Origin of the sequence: Paenibacillus sp. B01, from assembly GCF_009649995.1 — a bacterium.
In the GTDB taxonomy this organism is placed as follows: domain Bacteria; phylum Bacillota; class Bacilli; order Paenibacillales; family Paenibacillaceae; genus Paenibacillus_O; species Paenibacillus_O pasadenensis.
This window is the reverse complement of sequence record NZ_CP045802.1, coordinates 3,719,077-3,741,593: the sequence shown is the minus strand read 5'-3', so window position 1 is coordinate 3,741,593 and position 22,517 is coordinate 3,719,077. Positions and strand designations below refer to the sequence as shown.

17 protein-coding genes are annotated in these 22,517 nt (G+C 66.8%); 15 read left to right on the top strand and 2 right to left on the bottom strand.

The genetic code is table 11. From position 1 onward, the window contains the following. Positions 1–71 precede the first annotated feature (71 nt). From GE073_RS16160 to GE073_RS16120, 9 genes are all read left to right on the top strand, one after another. Positions 72–1,007, top strand: coding sequence for an ATP-grasp domain-containing protein (locus GE073_RS16160; RefSeq protein ID WP_164820145.1), 936 nt, complete (start codon positions 72–74; stop codon positions 1,005–1,007). Positions 1,008–1,018: 11 nt separating this feature from the next. After that, positions 1,019–2,374, top strand: a complete 1,356-nt coding sequence (locus tag GE073_RS16155; RefSeq protein WP_028597082.1) for a diaminobutyrate--2-oxoglutarate transaminase — start codon at positions 1,019–1,021, stop codon at positions 2,372–2,374. A 122-nt stretch (positions 2,375–2,496) separates the two neighbouring features. Beyond that, a complete protein-coding gene (locus GE073_RS16150; RefSeq protein WP_228551570.1) occupies positions 2,497–4,101 on the top strand; it encodes an IucA/IucC family protein in 1,605 nt (534 codons plus the stop codon). Then, positions 4,094–5,854: an IucA/IucC family protein gene (locus tag GE073_RS16145; protein ID WP_228551568.1), complete on the top strand. Its 1,761-nt coding sequence runs from the start codon at positions 4,094–4,096 to the stop codon at positions 5,852–5,854. Before GE073_RS16150 ends, GE073_RS16145 begins: the two co-directional genes overlap by 8 nt. Beyond that, positions 5,851–6,630 carry an HpcH/HpaI aldolase family protein gene (locus GE073_RS16140; protein ID WP_028597079.1) on the top strand — a complete coding sequence of 260 codons (780 nt, stop codon included), beginning with the start codon at positions 5,851–5,853 and terminating at the stop codon, positions 6,628–6,630. The genes GE073_RS16145 and GE073_RS16140 overlap by 4 nt, the downstream gene beginning before the upstream one ends. Further along, positions 6,627–7,934: a type III PLP-dependent enzyme gene (locus GE073_RS16135; RefSeq protein ID WP_084136460.1), complete on the top strand. Its 1,308-nt coding sequence runs from the start codon at positions 6,627–6,629 to the stop codon at positions 7,932–7,934. Before GE073_RS16140 ends, GE073_RS16135 begins: the two co-directional genes overlap by 4 nt. After that, positions 7,831–9,690, top strand: a complete 1,860-nt coding sequence (locus GE073_RS16130; protein ID WP_052332858.1) for an IucA/IucC family protein — start codon at positions 7,831–7,833, stop codon at positions 9,688–9,690. Before GE073_RS16135 ends, GE073_RS16130 begins: the two co-directional genes overlap by 104 nt. Positions 9,691–9,731: 41 nt before the next feature. Beyond that, positions 9,732–10,787: a 50S ribosomal protein L11 methyltransferase gene (gene prmA / locus GE073_RS16125; protein ID WP_028597078.1), complete on the top strand. Its 1,056-nt coding sequence runs from the start codon at positions 9,732–9,734 to the stop codon at positions 10,785–10,787. Positions 10,788–10,793: 6 nt separating this feature from the next. Continuing rightward, positions 10,794–11,468, top strand: coding sequence for a site-2 protease family protein (locus GE073_RS16120; protein WP_028597077.1), 675 nt, complete (start codon positions 10,794–10,796; stop codon positions 11,466–11,468). A 618-nt stretch (positions 11,469–12,086) separates the two neighbouring features. Here the strand turns inward: GE073_RS16120 and GE073_RS16115 are convergent. After that, positions 12,087–12,398 carry a hypothetical protein gene (locus GE073_RS16115; protein ID WP_028597076.1) on the bottom strand — a complete coding sequence of 104 codons (312 nt, stop codon included), beginning with the start codon at positions 12,396–12,398 and terminating at the stop codon, positions 12,087–12,089. A gap of 330 nt (positions 12,399–12,728) precedes the next feature. Here GE073_RS16115 and GE073_RS16110 point away from each other — a divergent pair, with 330 nt between their 5' ends. The 3 genes from GE073_RS16110 to GE073_RS16100 are packed head-to-tail and all read left to right on the top strand — an operon-like array spanning position 12,729 to position 15,364. Next, positions 12,729–13,532, top strand: a complete 804-nt coding sequence (locus GE073_RS16110; RefSeq protein WP_101807783.1) for a 16S rRNA (uracil(1498)-N(3))-methyltransferase — start codon at positions 12,729–12,731, stop codon at positions 13,530–13,532. Next, positions 13,520–14,878: a tRNA (N(6)-L-threonylcarbamoyladenosine(37)-C(2))-methylthiotransferase MtaB gene (gene mtaB / locus GE073_RS16105; protein WP_153783847.1), complete on the top strand. Its 1,359-nt coding sequence runs from the start codon at positions 13,520–13,522 to the stop codon at positions 14,876–14,878. Before GE073_RS16110 ends, mtaB begins: the two co-directional genes overlap by 13 nt. Before the next feature lie 48 nt (positions 14,879–14,926). Continuing rightward, on the top strand, positions 14,927–15,364 hold the full coding sequence (locus GE073_RS16100) for an NUDIX hydrolase (protein ID WP_028597073.1): 438 nt from the start codon (positions 14,927–14,929) through the stop codon (positions 15,362–15,364). Positions 15,365–15,496: 132 nt separating this feature from the next. On the opposite strand, the gene GE073_RS16095 is transcribed toward GE073_RS16100, so the two are convergent. After that, entirely contained in the window at positions 15,497–16,483 is a 987-nt protein-coding gene (locus tag GE073_RS16095; protein ID WP_028597072.1) for a Na/Pi cotransporter family protein, read from the bottom strand. Positions 16,484–16,598: 115 nt separating this feature from the next. Here GE073_RS16095 and GE073_RS16090 point away from each other — a divergent pair, with 115 nt between their 5' ends. The 3 genes from GE073_RS16090 to GE073_RS16080 all read left to right on the top strand — a co-directional run bounded on the left by GE073_RS16090 (position 16,599) and on the right by GE073_RS16080 (position 22,498). Next, a complete protein-coding gene (locus tag GE073_RS16090) occupies positions 16,599–18,017 on the top strand; it encodes a class I SAM-dependent rRNA methyltransferase (protein ID WP_028597071.1) in 1,419 nt (472 codons plus the stop codon). A 213-nt stretch (positions 18,018–18,230) separates the two neighbouring features. Further along, positions 18,231–19,409, top strand: a complete 1,179-nt coding sequence (locus tag GE073_RS16085) for an exonuclease SbcCD subunit D (RefSeq protein WP_028597070.1) — start codon at positions 18,231–18,233, stop codon at positions 19,407–19,409. Further along, a complete protein-coding gene (locus tag GE073_RS16080; RefSeq protein WP_028597069.1) occupies positions 19,406–22,498 on the top strand; it encodes an AAA family ATPase in 3,093 nt (1,030 codons plus the stop codon). Before GE073_RS16085 ends, GE073_RS16080 begins: the two co-directional genes overlap by 4 nt. Positions 22,499–22,517 lie beyond the last annotated feature (19 nt).

Below are 22,517 nucleotides of genomic sequence, written 5' to 3'. Positions count from 1 at the left end.
AAGGAGCGGGCTTGATGGATATCTGTTATCAAAACGCGCAAAATCGCTTCATTCACCAGAAAGCATTGGAGATGGGCATAGCATGCCGGCCGCTTCTCGAAGGAAGCGAGGAATTTCTGGAGCTGGAGCGCCAGGGCAAAAAACGGATCGTGAACCGGACCCGATCGCATCGCATGAAGCTGATGGCGGGCCTGCTGGCGAAAAACAAAGAGGCGTCCAATCTGCTGCTCAGGCGCCATGGGCTTGCCGTGCCGAACTATGTCGTCGTATCCGGCCATGGCGAAGAGGCCGCCCGCTTCCTGGCGGAAAATCGTCCGATCGTCGTGAAGCCGCTGGATGCGAGCAACAGCGTCGGCGTGACGCTTCGCGTCGCCGACGGGGCTCAGCTCGAGGAAGCGGTCGCGAGCGCGCTCCGGCATAGCGGCAAAGCGATGCTGCAGAAATATGTGGAAGGCACCGACGTCCGCATCGTCGTCATCGGAGGACGCGTCGTCGGCGTGCTGGAATACGTGCCGGCCTTCCTGATCGGCGACGGAGAAGCGACGATCGAGCAGCTCGTGAGCCGTCTGAATGAAGCTCAGCTGGCGCGGACCGGCGATCGGCAAGAGGGCTCCTACCAGCCGGTCGATCTCGGCTCGGCGCCGGTGATGGAGCGGCTGCGGGCCTGCGGTCTCGGGCCGGCAAGCGTGCTCGGCCAGGAGGAGAGGCTGGAGCTTTATCCGGACTCGACTCTCGCTGCGGATTCGATCCGCGAAATCGTGCTGGACCGCTCCGCCGACTGCCATCCGCATCTAGCGGAGGCGGCCGCCCGGGCCGCGAGCGCTTTGGAGCTCGACGTCGCCGGCATCGATATTCGCTGCAAGGACATTGCATCGCCGCTGGAGGCGGAAAACGGAGGGATTCTAGAAGTCAACGCGCTGCCGGATCTGATTGATCCGCATCTTTTCCTGACGGGCGATTCGATCGACGTATTCCGAATCTACCTGGACTATTTATTCGAAGAATAGGAGGGATCTTCATGTCCGACCGCACGCAGCAACAATACTTGCGGCTGCAAGCCGACCGGGAGTCGCAGGCGAGATCCTACCCTCGCCGCTTCCCGCTCGTCATTCAGAAAGCAAAGGGCGTCCTGCTCACCGACTTGGAAGGCAAAACCTATTACGACTGCCTGGCGGGCGCAGGAACGCTCGCTCTCGGCCATAATCCCGATGTCGTCGTCGAAGCGATCCGCAGCGCGCTCGACGAGCAGATTCCGCTGCATGCGCTGGACCTGGCGACTCCGCTCAAAGTCCGCTTCATGAGCGAGCTTTTCCTGCTGCTGCCGGAGGAGATGCGGGATACGGCCAAAATCCAGTTTTGCGGGCCGACGGGAGCGGATGCGGTCGAAGCGGCCATCAAGCTGGTCAAGCATGCGACGGGCGGAGGAGCGATCCTGGCCTTTCAAGGGGGCTATCATGGATCGACTCAAGGGACGATGGCGATGAGCGGCAACCTGAGCAAAAAAAGCAGGCTCCGCAGCCTGCTGCCCGACGTGCACTTCCTTCCCTTCCCGTACGAGTACCGCTGCCCGTTCGGCGTCGGCAACGGAATGACGGCGCGCATCAGCGCCCACTATATCGAGCATCTGCTGGACGACTGCGAGAGCGGCATCGCCGATCCGTGCGGGGTGATCGTCGAAACGGTCCAGGGAGAAGGGGGATCGATCCCGGCCGATCTGGAGTGGCTCCGGCAGCTGCGCCGCATGACAGCCGAACGGGGCATCCCGCTCATCATCGACGAGGTGCAGACCGGCATCGGCCGGACCGGCAAGATGTTCTCATTCGAGCATGCCGGCATCGTGCCCGATGTGATCGTCTGTTCCAAAGCGATCGGCGGCAGCCTGCCGATGTCGGTCGTCATCTACAAGGAAGAGCTGGACTGCTGGCAGGCGGGAGCCCACACCGGAACGTTCCGCGGCAACCAGCTCGGCATGGCGGCGGGCCTGGCGACGCTGGCCTACATGCGGGAGCACCGGGTGCTGGATCAGGTGAACGAGCGCAGCAAGCAGTTTTTTGAGGCGCTCGAACGGTTGAAGGCACGGTACGAGGAGATCGGAGACGTCCGCGGGAGAGGGCTGATGATCGGCGTGGAGATGGTCGATCCGAGCCTGCCCAAGGACGGGCTGGGCCATCATCCGCCGAGCGGGGAGCTCGCTGAGCGCATCCAGGAACGATGCTTCCAGAACGGTTTGATCGTCGAGTCCGGCGGCAGGCGTTCCGCCGTGCTCCGCTTCCTGCCGCCGCTTACGATTACCGAGGAGGAGACGGCCGCGGTGCTGGAGATTTTCGAGAAGTCGGTCGTCGAAGCCGTTGAAGCGAGCCGAGTGGCCGTCTAGGGGCGCGAACCGGCGATTCGCCCTGCTGCGGACGATTCTAAGAAAGAAGGTCGATGTCATTGCTCGGGAATCGGCAGCATGACGCCCAGAATGAGGCAAACCGGCATACATGCAGAACCTTGTTGAACTGTTATATCCGGGAGTTCGGCCAAGCATCCCGGTTTTTCGTCACGCCGGAGCTGGACTACTCGGTAACGTTTCCGGCCAGCGGCATTACGCTCGCCGGCAAGCTCGTCCGCCGGTCGGCCATCGGCGAGCACCGGTACAAAAGCTTCCTGCACGACGGACGGCCGCTCGACAGCGCCGAGCTGGCGCGATGGATCGCGCAGGAGATGGCGGCGGAAGCTCCATCGCTCGATCGACGCCTGCAGGAGCGGTTCCTGCAGCAAGTCGCGGGCAGCCGGCAGACGCTGGCGCTGTTCATGAGCCAGCCGGAGTCGGCGCTGCCCGACGGCTATCTCACCTCCGAACAGTCGCTGCTGCACGGACATCCGTTCCATCCGTTTCCCAAAAGCGTGCTCGGCTTTAGCGAGGCGGATGTCCGGCGCTACAGTCCGGAGCTGAAGGCTTCGTTCCGGCTGTGCTACATGGCGGTGCGCAGCGACAAGTTCGAGGAGGAATGGATCGGGGGCAAGCCCCGCATCGCAGATCCGCTCCAAGCGGTCGAGCAAGCTTCGCTGGAGCTTGGAGCATCGGCCTCGCTTTACCGGCTGCTGCCGGTCCATCCGTGGCAGTACGAGCATGTGCTGTCGCTGGAGGAAACGGGCGAGTATGTGCGGGAGCGCCAGATCGTGCCTCTCGGTCCGTGCGGCCCGCTCTGTCATCCGACCTCGTCGGTGCGGACTGTCTATGTGCCGGAGATGCGCTGCAACATCAAGCTGGCGCTGGATGTCCAGATCACCAATATGAAGAGGGTCAATACGAGGGAGCAGATGCGACGGACGATGGATGCCGCGTCCTACTTGCTGCAAAGCGGCTGCTTCGAGCAAGAGCCTCATACGCAGGTGGCGTACGAGGAAGGAATCGCGGCCTGCCGGATGCCGCGGGAGGAGCTGACCGCGCTGCTCGCGGTCGCGTACCGCCCGATCGAGTTCGATCCCTCCTGCACGTTCGTCATGTCCAGCCTGATCGAGACGAAGGCCGGGGATGACAAGCCGCTGCTGGCCTCGCTGATCGACAGCGGGCAGGCGGAGGCGTGGTTCCGCCGGTATTTGGACCTCTCGCTGCTGCCGATCGTGCGCGCCGCGGAGGAGAAGGGCATCCATTTCGAGGCCCATCTGCAAAATACGCTGCTTTCCATCCGCGACGGAATGCCCCGCTCGTTCGTGATCCGGGATCTGGAGGGCGTGAGCGTCGATCGCGGCCTCGCCGCCCCCGGCGCGCAAGGGCCGCTCTTTTATGAGACAAAAGACGCCTGGGCGCGCACGAGCTATTATTTCATCGTCAATCATCTCGGCTCCTTCATCCACGCCCTGTCCGCGTCGACGTGCAGCAGCGAGAAATCGTTCTGGGCAATCGTCCGCGACGTTCTCGAGCGGGAGCTGGAGCGAAAGGGCGGCGAGCTGCCGTTCGTCCGGCATCTGCTGACGGCGGACACGTTCCTCGCCAAGCGGAACATGGCGAGCTGCCTGGCCGGAACGAGCGAGACGCCGGCTTATGTGCCGGTAGACAATTTAATGAGACGGATAAGGAGTGTAGCGGATGCGGCAGACAAGCAGCTTGTCTAGAGCAGAGATCGTCGCCGGCGAGGTGGCGGACAGAGTGATGCGCCAGACGCTGCAGGCTCTTTTGTTCGAAGGAGTGCTGCAGGCGCAGCGGGACGGGAGAGAGTGGACGCTGCTCGGGCGCAAGGAGGACGGCTCGGCGGTCCGGTACTCGTTCGAAGCGGATGTGAAGCGGAGCTTCGGGCGGATCCGGCTCGTCCCGAACTCGATCCGCCGCGAAGGAGCGGCGGACTTCAGCCTGTACCTCTTTCTGGAGGAGGTGCTGCAGCATCGGCTGGAAGGATCCCGGTTGAGCGGCTTCCTCCACGAGCTGACGGAGACGTTTGTCAAGGACAGCCAGTCGAGAGCGGCGCAGGCCGAGCGAATTCCGGCCGCGGAGCGGCGCTATGAAGCGCTGGAGAGCCATATGGCGGACGGGCATCCGTATCATCCGAGCTACAAGTCGCGGCTTGGCTTCAGCCTGGAGGACAACGAGAAGTACGGACCCGAATTCGACCGGCCGATCCAGCTGCAATGGGTCGCCGTCAACGCCGCCTTGCTCGATGCGGCGCTTTATCCGGGACGCTCCCTGGAGGAGCTGTACGATCGGCATCTGACGGCCGGCGACAGGAGCCGGTTCGCCCTCGCGCTGAGCGAGCGCGGCGCTTCGGACAAGAGCTACGCGTTTGTGCCCGTCCATCCCTGGCAGCTCGAGAACATGCTGCCGAACGTATTCGCCGAGCAGCTGGCAAGCGGCGACATCGTTCCGCTCGGCGCGGCGGAGGGCCGCTATCGGGCGCAGCAGTCGATCCGCACGCTGGCGAGCCGGGAGCGGACGGATGCCTCCTATGTCAAGCTTTCGCTGAGCCTGACGAATACGTCGACGAGCCGCATCCTGGCCCATCATACGACGCAGAACGCTCCGCTCGTCAGCGCCTGGCTGGAGCGCATCGCGAGCAGCGACGAAGTGCTGCAGGCCGCCGGGTTCGGGCTGCTGAAGGAGGAGGGAGGCGTATCGTTCCGCTACGACGCGCTTCCGCCGCTGCAGTATCGGACCGCCTACGGCACGCTTGGAGCGATCTTTCGGCAAAATGTGTCACAGCATCTGCAGCCGGGCGAGGAGGCCTGGCCGCTCAACGCAGCGCTGCTGCGCCAGAAGAACGGCGAGCCGTTTCTCCGGGAAGCGATCGAGCGCCACGGCGTGGAGCGGTGGAGCCGCCGGCTCATCGCGGCGGCCGTCGTGCCGATCGCGCATCTGCTGTATGCCCATGGCATCGCTCTCGAATCCCATGCGCAGAACATCATCCTCGTCGTGGAGGATCTGCTGCCCAAGCGGATCATCGTAAAGGATCTGCATGACGGGGTGCGCTACGTCCCGGACAAGCTGCTGCGGCCGGATTGGCAGCCGGCGCTGCATCCCGAGCCGGAGACGCATCGCAAGTTCAACCGCTATTCGTTCCTGCAGGCGCAGACGGCGGAGGATGTGCGCGATTACGCCTATGATGCGTTCTTTTTCATCTGCATGACCGATCTCTGCTGGGCGCTGGAGGAATTCGGCCTGAGCGAGAGCGAGTTTTGGAGAAGCGTCGCGCAAGCGATCGCCGACTATCAGCGCCGGCATCCGGAGCATGCGGAGCGATACCGGATGTTCGACCTGTTCGGAGATGACGCGCGGATCGAGGAAATGACGAAGCGTCGCATTTACGGCGACGGCGAGCTGTACTTCCGCGCCGCTCCGAACCCGCTTCGCCAGGCGAGAGAAGAGCTCGGGACATGAGGCCGAACCGGCTGAAGGCCAAGCTGCGGGAAGGGCAGCAGGCATGCGGACTGTTCGTCTCGATTCCCCATCCGATCGTCGTGGAGCTGATCGGTCGCGCGGACTACGACTTCGTCATCATCGACCTGGAGCATGCCTCGACGAATTGGGAGACCGTCGAGGATATGGTGAGGGCGGCGGAGCTGCACGATCTGACGCCGCTCGTCCGCATATCCGCGGTGGATCGGATCGAGATCCTCAAGGCGCTCGACTGCGGCGCCCAAGGAATCGTCATCCCGGCCGTGGAAGCGCCGGAGCAGCTGGAGGAGGCGGTTCGGCACGCCTTTTATCATCCGGTCGGCAGGCGCAGCCTGAACAGCGGCCGTCCAGGCGATTTCGCCAAATACCCGCTGACCGACTATATCGTCCGGGCGAACGAGGAGCTGATGATCGTGCCGATGATCGAGAGCGCGGAGGGCGTCCGCCGCAGCATGGACATCTTGAGCGCTCCGCATGTCGATTTTGTGCTGGAGGGGGCGGCGGACCTTTCGCAGTCGCTCGGGGTGCCGTGGCAGACCGAGCATCCGGCGGTCGCGGCGGCGCTGGACCAGCTGCATGCCGCCGCCGTCGCTTGCGGCGTCCCTTATGCGGCCGTACTGCGTGGCAAGGACGGCCATCGGCGGTGGAGCGAGCGCGGCGTGCGCATTTTCGTGCTCGGCGACGACCGCAACACCGCGTTTCGGGCCTACGCGCAAAAGAAGGCGGACTATGCGGCAGGAACGGAGATGAGCTCATGAAGCGGCAAGTGGAGGCGCTGATCCAGCAATGGCAGCGGCAGAAGAGCGATCCGGTCTGCGCCTATGTGTACGATCTCGAAGGCATCCGGCGGCATGCCTCGTCCCTGCTGCCCGGCTTGCCGCGTCAAGGCAAGCTGTTCTACGCGATCAAGGCGAATCCCGATCCGCGCCTGATCGAGGCGCTGCTGCCGGTCGTCGCCGGCTTCGAGGTCGCTTCGATCGGGGAGCTGCGGCGAGTGCGGGAGGTGTCCGCAGAGGCGCGCATCCTGTTCGGCGGGCCGGGCAAGAAGGATGCCGAGCTGGAGGCGGCGCTGGAGCTCGGCGTGGCCTATCTCCATGTCGAGAGCCTGCTCGAGCTGCGCAAGATCATCTGGATCGCCGCCCGCCGGAGGCAGCCGGTCGAGGTGCTGCTGCGGGTCAACCTGAGCTCGGGGCAGCTGCCGCAGACCGCGATTGTCATGGGCGGACGGCCGAGTCCGTTCGGAATGGACGAATCGCATCTGGAGGAGGCGCTCGCCCTGCTCCGTTCGCCGGACAATCGGTTCGTCCTCTGCCGCGGACTTCATTTCCACTCCTTGTCGAACAATCCGGATGCCGAGCTGCATGCCGCCATGATCGAGCTGTACGTGGCCAAAGCCGAGGAGTGGAAGGCGCGCGGGCTCGACATCCGCGTCCTCAATGCCGGCGGCGGCTTCGGCGTGACGTACGACGGGACGCCGGGCTTCGACTGGGAGCGGTTCACCGGCCTGCTGCGGGAGCGGGGCATCGAGGAGCGTCTGGGAGAAACGGAGCTGTTTTTCGAGCCGGGCCGGTTCATCGTCGCGAACTACGGCTGCTACGCTGCCGAGGTCGTCGACATCAAGAGCTCGCACGGACGGCATTTCGCCGTCGTGCGGGGCGGGACGCATCACAACCGGCTGCCTGCTTCCTGGGGGCATGACCATCCGTTCCATGTCGTGAGCTCGGAGCGCTGGCCCTATCCGTTCGAGCGCCCCTCCGTGGAGGGCGGGCTGGTCACGATCGCCGGCGAGCTGTGCACGCCGAAGGACCGGCTGCATGCGGACGCTTCCGTAGAGAGGCTGCGGGTCGGCGACGTGGTCGTGCTCGAGCAGTCCGGAGCCTACTGCTGGACGATCTCGCATCATGATTTTTTAGGTCATCCGCATCCGGAATTTCACTATTTGACAGGGGGAAACGATGATGCAGACGGCCAAGGTTCCGATCGAGGGCAGCGAGGCGCAGCGTCAGATCATGAAGGATCTGATGGATGCGCTGCTGTTCGAGGAGCTCATTCCGCTCGATGACCGCGTCGCGGGCCCGCTCGCCGCTCGGCCGGAGCTGGCGCCGCTGTTCAACGGAAGCGGCAGCTCGCTCGTCTATGACGGAGCGCTCCGGTTCCTGTTCGAGCCGGGCATCCGGCAGCGGCATGTGTGGGATGCGGCTTCTCCGGTCTATGTCCGAAACGGGGAAGGCGGCTGGAGGCAGACGGCCTCGCCGCGGGAAGCATGCGAGGCCGTGTTCCGGGCCGTCCTGTCGCCGGAGGCGTTCGCCAGGCGCGGGACGAGCGAATTTCTGGAAGGGCTCGACATCGCGGCTCGCCAGCTGGAGCTGAGCTTGGAACGGACGGCTGAGCCGCTCGGCTTCGCGCCGCAGACGCCGTTTGCCTGGCTGCTTAAAGGCGAGAGGATCGCTTCGCTGCGCGACCGTCCGTTCCACCCTCTCGCCAAGGCCAAAATCGGCTTGTCGGATGAAGACTACGCCGCCTGCATGGCCGAGTTCGGCCGGCCGGCCGCGATGCGCTGGGTCGCGGTCAAGCAGGAGAGCATCCAGCGGGGCAGCCTGGCGGACGAGGCCGAGCCGCTCGATCTGCTCGACGGGCGGGAAAGAGCCGCTGTGGAGGCCGAGCTGGCGCACAGGCGGCTGTCGGAAGCCGGCTACATGGCGCTGCCCGTTCATCCTTGGCAGCTGGAGCACAAGATCAAGCCCGAATTCGGAGACGAGATAGCCGACGGGACGATCGTCGTGCTGGACGTCGAGGCGGGCCGCTTCCTCGCGACCTCCTCGATCCGGACGTTCGCCTCGCCGGACGATCCGGAGCGGATGCTCAAGCTGCCGCTCAGCGTCCTGTCGCTCGGCGCCGCCCGCTACTTGCCGGTCGTCAAGCTGCTGAACGGACTGGCGGGCGAGCGGATGTTCCGCGAGGCGCTCGCCCGGGACGCGGCGCTGGCGGACCGCGTCTTCTTGTGCGAGGAGCGCAACTGGTGGGGGTTCTTGCCGGAGCCGATGGGGCTGTTCGACGACCGCCCCCGCCATCTCGCCGCGCAGATCCGCAAGCTGCCGGCGGAGGCGCTGGCCGAGGGCCGCAGAGCCGTGCCGATGGCATCGCTCGGCGTGCAGAGGAAGGAGGGCCATTTCCTCTCGGAGCTGCTCGGAAAGGACGTATCCGCGGAGGAAGCGGCCGCCTTCTACGAAGAAACGGCCGAGCTGTTCTACGACATCGTCATGCGCCTGTTCAAGATAGGCATCGTGCCGGAGATCCACGGCCAGAACTGCTGCCTGGTGCTGAGCGGCAATCGTCCGCACGGCCTGCTGTTCCGCGACCACGACTCCGTGCGGCTGCATCCGGCTTATCTCGAGCGGCACGGCATCGGCGACCCGCTCTACCGCATCCGTCCCGGCTACTCCAACAGCCTGTACAACGAGACGCCGGAAAAGCTGATCTTTTATGTGCAGTCGCTCGGCACGCAAGTCAATCTGGCGTCCATCCTGGAATCGCTGGCCGCCGCATACGGCATTCCGGAGCGGCGGCTGTGGCGCTCGACCGAGAGCGCCTGGCGCAAGGCATTCGCCGCTGCCGGGCTGCCGGAGCAGGATCGAGGCCGCCTCGAGCGCGCCATTTTCGAAAGCGAGGAGTGGCCGCTCAAGCAGATCGTCGTTCCGCTGCTCGAGTCCGACGGAGTGCCCGGAGCGATGCCTTCCGGCAAAGGGACCGGAGCCAATCCGTTCCAGCTGCTGAGGCGCTCGCATTTTGAAACCCCTCTCCGATCTGGTGTAAGATAGACGGGATAAGCCAGTAGGCGAAGAGGAGTGGGGCTGCACCGATGAAATACCATGAACTGACGATCTATACGACCGAGGAAGCGGTCGAGATGATTTCCAATTTCCTGCATGAGCAGGGAGCGGGAGGCGTGTCGATCGAGGAGTCCGGCTCGCTGGAGCGGCGGCGCGACCTGAGCTTCGGGCAGTGGTACGAGCTGCCGCTGAACGACATCCCGGAGGGCTTCGTCGTCATCAAGGGCTACTTCAACGAAGACGAGGACATGGACGCGCATGTGAAGGCGGTCCGTCCCCGCATCGAAGAGCTGCGGACGTACGAGATCGACCCCGGGCCGGCCGACATCTCGGTCGTGACGGTCGACGAGAACGACTGGGCGACCGCCTGGAAGCAGTATTTCAAGCCGATCCGCGTCTCGGAGCGGCTGACGATCAAGCCGACCTGGGAAGAGTACGAGGCGACCTCGGAGGAGCTGGTCATCGAGATCGATCCCGGCATGGCGTTCGGCACCGGCACGCATCCGACGACGTCGCTCTGCCTGCGCGCGCTGGAGTCCACGGTCCGCGAGGGCGACGAGGTCATCGACGTCGGCACCGGCTCCGGCATTCTGGCGATCGGAGCGGTCAAGCTCGGCGCGAGCCGCGTGCTCGCGGTCGACCTCGACCCGGTCGCCGTCTCGAGCGCGATCGAGAACGCCCGCCTGAACGGGCTCGAGGACCGCATCCAGGCGCTCCAGAGCGATCTGCTCGGCGTGCTCAAGATCAGCAGCGGCGAGGCGTCCTCCTGGAGCTCCGAGTCCAATCCGATCGAGGCCAAGGTGCGGGCGGAGCTGGCCGAGCGGGCCGTGAACGAGCCGCTGATCGTCCGCGTGCCGTGCGACCTGATTGTCGCCAACATCCTCGCCGAGATCATCCTGCTGTTCCTCGACGACGTCTATGCGGCGCTGAAGCCGGGCGGCACGTACATCGCCAGCGGCATCTACGAGAACAAGGAAGAGACGGTCGCCGCGGCGCTGCTCGCCGCGGGCTTCGAGATCGTCGAGCGCGTCCGCGAGGACAAATGGATCGCCTTCGTGGCGGCGAAGCCGAAAGGCGAAGGGTAGGCGCGGATGGAGGGATTGCAAAGCCTCATTCGCTTTCCGCTCGACGAGCTGCCGTTCATCGCGCTCGTGCTCATCATCGCGTTCACGCTGCATGAGTTCGCGCATGCCTATGCCGCGTACAAGTTCGGCGACGATACGGCGTACAAGCAAGGCCGGGTGACGCTCAATCCGGCCGTGCATCTCGATTTCCTCGGCACGTTCCTGATCCTGATCGCCGGCTTCGGCTGGGCGAAGCCGGTGCCGGTCAACCCGCTCAACTTCAAGCGGCCGCGTCTCATGAACATCGTCGTCGCGCTCGTCGGTCCGCTCAGCAACCTGGTGCTGATGGCGGTCGGCGCGTTTTTATGGCAGCTTTTCAACTCGACGGATCTGCTGCTCGGCGCTTCGGATCGCGTCGTCGAGGCACTTTCGATCTTCCTGCACTACTTCATCTATCTGAACGGCATGCTGTTCCTGTTCAACCTGCTGCCGCTGCCGCCGCTCGACGGCTATCGCATCCTGTACGAGCTGCTGCCGCGCCGCACGCGCATCCAGCTCGATCAATACTCCCAGTGGGGCATCCTCATCTTCTTGCTGATCGTCTTCATCCCGGCGCTCAATCGAGCGACGCTGCAGCCTTATCTGGCTCTTGTCGGAGATCTGCATGGCATGTTCCGAACGTGGTTTGAAGCTCTTTTTTAATCGTACTCCCAATCCGCACGGCAAGAAGGACAAAGCGAGATCGTCTCGCTTTGTCCTTTTTCACGTTCATCTAGTTGAAGCGGCCGCCTTCTTAGCCCACCTCTGTAAAGGACCGATCGGGAAGCAAGCGGTACCGTTGCAGCTGCGCTCTATTCCGCTCCGTGAGATTCCATGACACCGACGCATCGTCCCAATCGCGCGTATCGTCCCAATCCCGTATCGTCCCACTTGCGCGAATCGCACCGTCCGGAGGCGCTCGGTTTTGCGTGCGGCTGTTGCAGTCGAAGTGTAAAGGAGAGGGCCGCTGACGACGAATCAGATCGTTAGAAGCTCCGAATGGGGCGGCTCAAGCATCTAACGACGCGTGAAGAGCTTAGCCGTGCAAAATAGTCGAAAAAACGTGCGGAAACAGGCGAAAGGCGGTTCTAAGCGTCTGATTCGTCGTTAAAAATTTGGAGACGCGGAAAAAGGGGTTCTAAGCGTCTGAGGAGTCGTTAGATTCGGGCGGGGACGTTCCTTGCAGGGAACGAAAATTCGGCAACATCTGCTTCCTTCGGAGGTTGCAAACACGCGGAGGCTGCAAACACGCCCTAGCCGGTTGAATGCGCACTCTAGCAGCTAATGGCAGTTCTGCTCGAGCTGGACCTCGGTCCCCTTGAGCGTCAACGTGGAAAACCCGCTGGCATATTCCGTGTACCCGCATACGACCGTCTTCACGGAATCGCGGTCGCCGCCGATCCGGTACTCCACGTAGATCGACCCTTCCCCGGCATGCTCCAGCGCCGGCTTGAACGTCGCTTTGCGCCCGTTGTCCACAGTCCGGGACAAGCGGTCCAGCGAGCTCACGCCTTCGATTCCCGAACCGTCCCGCGAGCGGATGGAGATCGCCAGCACGTCGACGCTCTTGCCGGACTGGTTGTCGACGGTCAAGCGGAAGGGCCGGAACTCCTTCGAGAGGGAATAAAGAGGGAACCCGACGAGAAACAGGCCAGCGATGGCAGCGAGGATCAGCACGGCTAGTCCCCGATAGACCCATGGCGGGACAGGCGGTTTCGGCCGCGCCGCGCTCCCTCCACTCCCATGCCGGTCCTCATCATGCATGACATCGCCCTCTTTCCATCATTCTGGATTTCTATCCCAATAGACGGAAGATCCGCATGGAATGTATCGCCAAGCGGCGGCTTGCCCGCCGCCCGCATGGATTTTCATCCGCAAAAGGTGTATGATGGAGGATGACTTTTACGATACAGGGGTTATGAGATGCAGCGATATTTCGTCTCGCCGGAGCAGTTCGGCGATTCCACGGTCGTCCTCCGCGGGGAGGACGCCCATCATATGGTCAAGGTCATGCGCATGAAGGCGGGCGACGAGGTCATCGTCGCCGACGGCGTCTCGCTCGAGGCGCGCGTCGTGCTGAGGGAGCTGTCGGCGTCGGAAGTGACCGCCGACATCGCCGAGCGGCTGCCGATGGACCGCGAGCCGCTTTGGCGCGTGACGGTCGCCCAGGGCTTGCCCAAGGGGGACAAGATGGAGCTCGTCATCCAAAAAGGGACGGAGCTCGGCGCCTTCGCCTTCCTGCCTTTTCAATCCGAGCGGATGGTCGTGCAGTACGACGCCCGCAAAGAGGCGAAGAGGCTGGAGCGCTGGGGCAAAATCGCCAAGGAGGCGGCGGAGCAGGCGCATCGCAGCCGCCTGCCCGAGGTGCGGGAGGTGCATGGCTGGAAGCAGCTGCTCGCCGACGTGCCGCGGCATGATCTGGCGCTGTTCTGCTACGAGGAAGAGGGCCATGCTCCAGGCGCCCTTACGGGACTGGGCGACCGCATCCGGCAGGCGCGCGAGAGCGGCGTCCTGAAGGACGGCGAGCCGCATGCGGTGCTGCTGGTCGTCGGGCCCGAGGGCGGCTTCAGCCCCCGCGAGGCGGAGGAGATCCAGGCGGCGGGCGCGCTCGCGGCAGGCCTGGGACGGAGAATATTGCGGGCCGAGACGGCGGGGCTGGCGGGACTGGCCGCGCTCATGTACGAGTCCGGAGAAATGGGAGGAAGAGGAACGTCATGCCATCGGTAGCCCTTCACACCTTAGGCTGCAAAGTCAACTTTTACGATACCGAGGCGATCTGGCAGCTGTTCAAGAACGAAGGCTACGAGCAAGTGGACTTCGATACGGACAAGGCCGACGTCTATCTCATCAATACATGCCATGTCACCAACACGGGCGACAAGAAGAGCCGGCAGGTGATCCGCCGCGCGATCCGGCGCAATCCGGACGCGGTCATCGCGGTGACGGGCTGCTACGCGCAGACGTCGCCGGCGGAGATTCTCGACATCCCGGGCGTCGACCTCGTCATCGGCACGCAGGACCGCGAGCGGATGATGGACTACGTGCGCCAGGTGCAGGCCGAGCGCGTCCCGGTCAACGCCGTCCGCAACATCATGAAGACGCGCGAGTTCGAGGAGCTGGACGTGCCCGACTTCGCCGACCGCACGCGGGCGTTCCTGAAAATTCAGGAGGGCTGCAACAACTTCTGCACGTTCTGCATCATCCCGTGGTCGCGCGGCCTATCGCGCAGCCGCGATCCGCAAAGCGTCGTCGCCCAGGCGCGCAAGCTCGTCGAGGCCGGGTTCAAGGAGATCGTGCTGACCGGCATCCATACGGGCGGCTACGGCGACGATCTGGACAACTACAAGCTGTCCGACCTGCTTTGGGATCTGGACAAGGTGGACGGGCTGGAGCGCATCCGCATCAGCTCGATCGAGGCGAGCCAGATCGACGAGGACATGATCGAGGTGCTGAACAAGTCGCCGAAAATGTGCCGCCATCTGCATGTGCCGCTTCAGGCCGGGGACGACACGGTGCTGAAGCGCATGCGCCGCAAGTACACGACCGAGGAATACGCGGCGACGATCCGCCGCCTGCATGAGGCGATGCCGGGTGTCGCCATCACGACCGACGTCATCGTCGGCTTCCCGGGCGAGAGCGAGGAGCAGTTCGAGGCGGGCTACGCGTACATGAAGGAGCTCGGCTTCTCGGAAATGCATGTCTTCCCGTACTCCAAGCGGACCGGCACGCCGGCCGCGCGCATGGAGGACCAGGTCGACGAGGCGGTCAAGAACGAGCGTGTCCACCGGCTGATCGACTTGTCGGAGACGATGCAGCTCGCTTATGCCGAGAAGTACGTCGGCCAGACGCTGGGCGTCATCCCGGAGCGCGAGCACAAGGGCAGCGCGCCGGGCTCGGGCCTGATGATGGGGTATACGGACAACTATATCCAGGTCGTCTTCGAAGGAGACGAGTCGATGATCGGCAAGCTGTGCCGCGTCGAGATCACGGAAGCGGGCGTCAACGAGAGCCGCGGACGCCTCGTCGAGGTCGTGCAGGAGCAGCCGGCAAGGCTGGAGAAGGCAGGAGCCTGACATGCGGCGCCGCGCCGTCAAGATCAGATCGGGGAGGATCGGAAGCGCATGAAGGAAATCTCAGCAGGCGGGGTCGTATACCGGCGGACGCCAGAGCATGGACTGCAGATCCAGCTCATCCAGGATCGGTACGGCAAGGTTTCGCTGCCGAAGGGCAAGATGGAGCCGGGCGAGACGGTGGAGGAGACCGCGCTTCGCGAGATCGCGGAGGAGACCGGCCTGCAGGGCCGGATCGTCGAGCCGATCGACCAGATCAAGTACCAGTACCGGCACGAGGCCAAAGGGCTGGTGGACAAGGAAGTCCACTACTATCTCGTCGAGGCGACCGGCGGCTCGCTGCAGGCGCAGGTCGAGGAGATCCGCGGCGTCGAGTGGTTCGAGCCGGAGGAGGCCTGGCGCCGCCAGAAGCAGTCCGGCTACGACAACAACGACCGCATCGTGGCGGGTGCCCTCAGGCTGCTCGGACTGAGCATCAGCGGCACGTAAGGCAGCGGGGCCGGCCCCGTCCCTAGGGCGTGCCTGCAACTTGTGAAGGAAGCAGCTGTTGCCGAATTTCCGTCCCTCACAGGGGGCGAAAAGGCGGCGATGGATGCCCCCGAGCACGGTTGCAGGCACGCCCTAGGCTTTGGAAGCGGGGCTTTTGCCGGAGCGGCGGCGCAGCGGCAAGTAGCAGAGCGGCAGCGCGAGCAGCGAGCAGGCGACGTTGAACAGCGTCTGCGCATGCGCGAGCTGCGCCGACGCGCCCCCGCCGAACGAGGCGGCCGCCGCGGCCAGCTGCGGCGTCAGCGGCAGGAACAGCGCCGCTCCGCCGACGTTGAGCGCGACGTGGAACCAGGCGACGCCTGCGCCGGCGCGGCTGCCGCCGATGGAGGCGAGCACCGCCGTCAGGCAGGTGCCGACGTTGGCGCCGATGACGATCGCGATGCCTAGCTCGGGCGGCATCGCCCCGGCGGCGGCGAGGCTCATCGCCATGCCGATGACGGCGGCGCTGCTGTGGACGACGGCGGTGAGCGCCGCTCCGGCCAGCAAGCCCCACAGCAGGCTGTCATCGGAGCGCTCCATGAACCAGGCGTAGAACGGGCTGGCCTGCACGGCGGCTCCGATCGACTTCATGACGGAGATGCCGGCGAGCAGCAGCGCGAAGCCGAACACGGCGAGCGAGGCGCTGCGCAGCGGCCCGAGCCAGCGCTGGCGGTGGCGTCCGCCGGAGGGGCTCATCTCGCCGAGCACGGCGGTGAGCAGCCAGCCGGCGAGCGCGGCGAGCAGCAGCGGCCCGGCGAGGCGCTCCAGCTCGAGGCCGATCAGCTCGGTCGTCAGGCAGGTGCCGACGTTCGTGCCGAGCACGATGCCGAGCGTGCGCGGCAGCGTCAGCACGCCGGCGTTGACCATGCCGATGGCGATGACGGTGACGGCGGTGCTGCTCTGCAGCACGGCGCTGATCGCCGCCCCGGAGGCGAGGCCGTGCAGCGGCGTGCGCGTGAAGCGCTCGACGGCGGCGGTGACATAGCGGCCGGCGGAGCGGTGCAGCGCGGCTTCCATCAGCTTCATGCCGAGCATGAAGACGGCGAAGCCGAGCAGCGCGGGGATGAGGATCGAGCTGAGCATGGACAGGACTCCTTTCGCTTTTCTACTTTATGTGGACGGGCGGGGAGGCATGACCGGAGACGCCGCGCGGCGCGCGGCCCGGGATCGATAGATCGCGAAAGGAATGGGATCAGGCTTGAGCAGAGCGAAGCTTTATTTGCATAAAAAGAAGACGAGGCGTCTGGAGCAAGGGCAGCCGTGGGTGTACGCCGGCGAGATCGAGCGCATGGACGGAGAGGCCGCGCCGGGCGACATGGTCGACGTCATGGCGGCGAACGGCCGCTACCTGGCGTCCGGCTACTGGAATCCCGCCTCGCAGATCCGCGTGCGCGTCGTCTCGCGGCAGCCGGAGCAGGAGCTGGACGAGGCGCTGCTGACCGCCCGCCTGGAGGAGTGCCGCGCGTATCGCGAGCGCTTCGTCTCCGAGCCGGACTGCCGGCTCGTCTACGGCGAGGCGGATTATTTGCCGGGGCTCGTCGTGGACCGCTTCGCGGACGTGCTCGTCGTGCAGATCCTGACGCTCGGCATGGACCAGCGCCGCGAGCAGCTGGTGCGGGCGCTCGTCGCCGTCTTCCGGCCCAAGGGCATCTACGAGCGCAGCGACGTCGGCGTGCGCCGCCTGGAAGGGCTGGAGGAGCGCACGGGCGTGCTGTACGGCGACTGTCCGCGCTACGTCGACATCGTCGAGAACGGCATCGTCATGGAGGTCGATCTGGAGGAAGGCCAGAAGACCGGCTATTTTTACGACCAGCGGGAAAACCGCGCCTCGATCGCGCCGCTCATGAAAGGCTGGGGCGCGCGCAGCGGCATCCGGCTCGAGCGGCGTCCGCTTGCGGAGCTGCCGGAAGGCTGGGAGGCTGCCGCGCCGGCAGGCGGGCGGCCGGACGGAGAGACGGCGCTCGTGCCGGTCAACAAGAGCGGCAAGCCTGTCGCCTACCCGCTCTGGGACGGGGCGACGGTGCTGGAATGCTTTGCGCATACGGGCAGCTTCACGCTGCATGCCTGCAAGTACGGAGCGAAAAAGGTCACCTGCCTCGACGTGTCGGAGCATGCCGTCGAGACGGCTCGCCGCAACGTGGAGCGGAACGGCTTCGCGGACCGGGTGGAGTTCGTCGTGGACGACGCGTTCCAGTACCTGCGCCGGCAGGTGAAGGGCAAGGACGAGCGCAGCGCGCGCGCCGAAGGCGCCAAAGGCGTCGATACGTCCCGCAAGCTGGAGGAAGGCGGCCGCACCTGGGACGTCGTCATCCTCGACCCGCCGGCCTTCGCCAAGACGAAGGGCGCGGTGGAAGGCGCCTGCCGCGGCTACAAGGACATCAACCTGCACGGCATGAAGCTCGTCAACGAAGGCGGCTATCTCGTCACGGCGAGCTGCTCGTACCATATGAGCCCCGAGCTGTTCCTGCAGGCGATCCAGGACGCCGCGGCCGACGCCGGCAAGTCGCTGCGCCTCGTGGAGTGGCGCGCGGCGGGCAAGGACCATCCGCAGCTGCTCGGCGTCTCGGAGGGCCATTACTTGAAGTTCGCGATCTTCGAAGTGCGCAGCCTGGGCTAAGGCGCGTCGGCAGCCTTCGAACGAAGCAGATAAGGGGCCTGCCCAGCCTTGAAGCGTTCCAGCCGTCCGGCGCCGACCCGGACGGCTGGTTTCGTTTCGCGCCCTCCGCTCCAGGCTTGTCACGCAAGGCGCGAAGATGCTACTGTATAAGAACATATGTTCATGATCGGCCGGGCGGGACGAGCCTGGCACGAGGGGAAGGGAGAGGCGCACATGAAGTTCATCCATACGGCCGACTGGCATCTGGGCAAGCTCGTGCAGGGCGTCTACATGACGGACGACCAGCGCTTCGCGCTGGAGCAGCTGCTGGAGGCGGTCGAGCGCGAGCGGCCCGACGCTGTCGTCATCGCCGGCGACCTGTACGACCGGGCGGTGCCGCCGACGGAGGCGGTGGAGCTGCTCGACGAGACGCTCTCGCGCCTTGTCATCGGCCTCGACACGCCGGTCATCGCCGTCGCCGGCAACCACGACAGTCCCGACCGGATCCGCTTCGGCAGCCGGCTGATGGCCGGCCGCGGCCTCCATCTGGCGGGGCGCTACGACCCGGACGCGGAGCCGGTGCGGCTGCGGGACGGCCATGGCGAGGTCCATTTCCACCTGCTGCCGTACTGCGATCCGTCCGTCGTCCGCCTGGCGCTCGGCGACGAGTCGATCCGCACGCATGACGACGCGATGCGGGCGGCGGCCGCGCGTCTGGCGGAGCGGCTCGATCCGGCCGCGCGCCATGTGCTCGTCGGCCATGCGTTCGTCACGCCCGGCGGCCGCCCGCAGGACAATACGAGCGACTCGGAGCGGCCGCTGTCGATCGGCGGAGCGGAGCATGTGGACGCGCGGCATTTCGATCCGTTCCACTACGCGGCGCTCGGCCATCTGCATCAGGCGCACTGGGTCGGCCGCGAGAGCGTGCGCTACGCCGGCTCGCCGCTCAAGTACTCCATCTCGGAGGAGCGGCATCGCAAGGGCTGGCTCGTCGTGGAGCTGGGCGCGGACGGCGAGGCGTCCGTCGAGCAGCGGCTCCTCGAGCCGCGCCGCGACATGCGCCGGGTGAGCGGGTACATACGGGACATCGAGGCGACGAAGGAGAGGAGCGACGATTACGTGTTCGTGACGCTGCTCGACGACAATCCGGTGCTGTTCCCGATGGAAAAGGTGCGCGCCGCCTATCCGAACGCGCTGCATGTGGAGCGCCGTCCGCTCGCGCCTCCGGCTGCCGCGGGCGACGGTCCAGCCTCTGCCGCCGACCGGGGAGGAGCGCGCCGCGCGACCGATCCGGCGTCGCTGTTCGAGGGCTTTTACCGGGAGGTGCGCGGCACCGAGCTGAGCGAGAGCAAGAAGCGCCTGTTCCAAGAGGTGTGCGGACGGGTGCTCGGCGGAGAGGAGGCGGCGGGATGAGGCCGATTCGACTGAGCATGACGGCCTTCGGGCCCTATCGCGACGAGGAGGCGATCGACTTCGAGCCGCTGCGCGGCAGAGGGCTGTTCGTCATCTCCGGCCAGACCGGCGCGGGCAAGACGACCGTCTTCGACGCGCTCTGCTACGCCCTCTACGGCGCGGCGAGCGGCGAGGACCGCGCGGAGACGCGGCTGCTGCGCAGCCATTTCGCGGGCGACGACCAGCCGACGTCGGTGGAGCTCGTGTTCGAGACCAAGGGTCGGCGCTACCGCGTGTTCCGCCAGATGGCCCACCGCCGGGCGGGCAACAAGAGCGAGACCGGCGGCAAGGCCGAGCTGTACGAGCTGTCTGCGGACGGCGAGGCTCCGGCGGTCGACCGGTTCCACGTCAAGGAGGTGGACGCGCGGCTGGAGGAGCTCGTCGGCCTGACGCGGGACCAGTTCATCCAGATCGTCATGCTGCCGCAGGGCGAGTTCCGCAAGCTGCTCACCTCCGACACGGAGAATAAGGAAGAGATCCTGCGGCGGCTGTTCGGCACGGAGCTGTACCGGCGGCTGGAGGAAAGCTTCGCCGCGCGCGCCCGCGAGCTGCGCGAGGCGGTCAAGGGCGACCGCCAGCGGCTGCTCTATATCGGCGAGCAGGCGCGGAGCGATCTGCCCGCGCGCGAGGAGAGCCGGCTCGCGGCCGTGCTGGCGCAGGAGCATGCTGGAGCGGCGCAGCTGCTGGACGGGCTGGCCGAGGAGGAGCGGCATTACGAGCAGGCGTGCCGCGAGCTGCTGGAGGAGCGGGAGCGGGCGCAGGCGGCCTGGGACGCGCAGCGGACGCGGCTCGCCGAGGCGGAGCGGATCAACGCGCGGCTGGGCGAGCGCGACGCGGCCCGCCGTCAGGCGGAGGCGCTGGAGGCGCGCGGCGGCGAGATGAGCGGGCTCGCCGCGCGGCTCGAGGCGGCCGAGCGGGCGGAGCGGCTCGCGCCGTACGACGAGCAGGCGCGCCGCGCCGCGGCCGAGACGGCCGCGCTGGAGCGCCGCCTGCGCGAGGCGGAGGAGGCGGCCGCGGAGGCGGCGCGCGAGCTCGAGGCGGCGGCCGCGGCGGCTGCGGCGGAGCAGGCGCGCGAGCCCGAGCGGCAGGCGGCCGGCCGCGAGCAGGAGCGGCTCGCGGGGCTGCTGCCGCTCGTGCGCACGCTCGGCGAGCGCCGGGCGGAGCTGGCGCGGCTGCGCGCCGAGGAGCGCAGCGTCGGCGCGGAGCTGGAGCGCGCCGGAGCCGCGCTGGACGCCGCGCGCGCCGAGCGCCGCGAGCGCCAGGGGCGGCTCGAGGAGCTGGAGCGGGCGACGGAGCCGCTGCCGCAGCTCGAGCGGCGGCTGGAGCAGCTGCTGCGCCGTCATGAGGCGCTGAAGGCGATGCTCGAGGCGAGCCGGCAGGCGGAGGCGCTGGAGCGCTCGCGGGACGAGCGCGAGCGCGCCGCGCTGGCGAGCCGCGAGGCGGCGGACCGGCTGGAGCAGCGCTGGATCGAGGGCCAGGCGGGACGCCTCGCCGAGCATCTGCATGACGGCAAGCCGTGCCCGGTGTGCGGCAGCGAGGCGCATCCGCGCAAGGCTTCGGCCGACGTCGAGCCGGTGCGCCGCGAGCAGCTGCAGGAGGCCAAGGCCGCGCTGCTGCATCTCGAGCGCGAGCTCGCCGCCGCGGCCGCGCAGGCCGCCGCGGCGCAGGAGCGCGTCGCCGAGGCCGAAGGGCGCCGAGCGGAGCTCGAGATCGGAGCCGAGCCGCTGGAGCGGCAGCTCGAGCAGACGCTCGAGGAGGGCCGCCGGGTGCGCAGCGAATGCCAGCGGCTGCAGGCGCTGCAGGCGGAGCGCGGCCCGCTGCGCGAAGCGCTGGCCGAGCTGGAGCGCCGGCTGGAGGCGCTGGAGGCGGAGCGCGAGCGGCTGCAGGCGCTGCGCCAGCCGCTCGCGCTTGATGCGGCGGCGCGGGAGGCGCGCTTGGAGGCGGAGCTGGCCGCGGTGCCGGAGCCGCTGCAGGACGCGGCGGAGCTGGAGCGCCGCCACGGAGCCGCCGCGCGACTGGAGGCGGCGCTTGCCGCCGCGCTGCGCGCCGCGCAGGAGCGCCATGCGCGCGCCGGCACGGCCGCGGCGGAGACGTCGGCGCGGCTCGCGGGGCTTGCGGAGCAGGCGCGCGAGGCGGAGCTCGCCGCCGCTGCGGCGGCCGAGCGGCTCGCGGCGGAGCTGGCCGCGGCCGGATTCGCCGCTGCGGACGAGTGGCGCGCGGCGCGCCTGGACGAGGCGCGGCGGGGCGAGGCCCGGCGGACGCTGGAGGCGTACCGCGCGGAGCTGGCCGCGCAGCGGCGGCTCGCCGACGAGCTGGAGCGCGAGCTCGCCGGACGCGAGCGCGCCGCGCTCGCGGAGCTGGCGGCGGAATCGCAGCGGCTCGGCGGCGAGCGGGAGGCGGCGGATGCCCGCTGGCGCGAGGCGGAACGCCGCCGCGGCCAGGCGCAGGCGCTCGGCGCGGCCGCGGCCGAAGCGGCGCGCCGCTGCGCCGCGACGGAGTCCGAGCTCGAGGAGGTCGCCGACCTGCACGAGATGCTCAAGGGCGACAACGCGCTCAAGATCTCGTTCGAGCGCTATATCCTGATCGAGTTCCTCGAGCAGATCCTGCATGCCGCCAACGAGCGGCTGCATGAGCTGTCGAGCGGCCAGTTCGTGCTGGAGCGCAGCGGCCGCCTCGAGGCGCGGGGGCGGCAGAGCGGCCTCGGCCTCGACGTCTACGACAGCTACACGGGCCAGAACCGCGACGTCAAGTCGCTGTCCGGCGGCGAGAAGTTCAACGCCTCGCTGGCGCTCGCGCTCGGCATGACCGACGTCATCCAGTCGAGCCGCGGCGGCGTCTCCATCGAGATGATGTTCATCGACGAGGGCTTCGGCTCGCTCGACGAGGAGTCGCTCGGCCGGGCGATCTCCGCGCTCGCCGACCTGCATGAGGCGGGCCGGCTGATCGGCGTCATTTCCCATGTGCAGGAGCTCAAGGACGCGTTCCCGGCCGTGCTGGAAGTGAGCAAGACCAAGGAAGGACACAGCAGCACGAGGCTGCTGCTCAAATAACGACGCCCGGAGGCGAGAG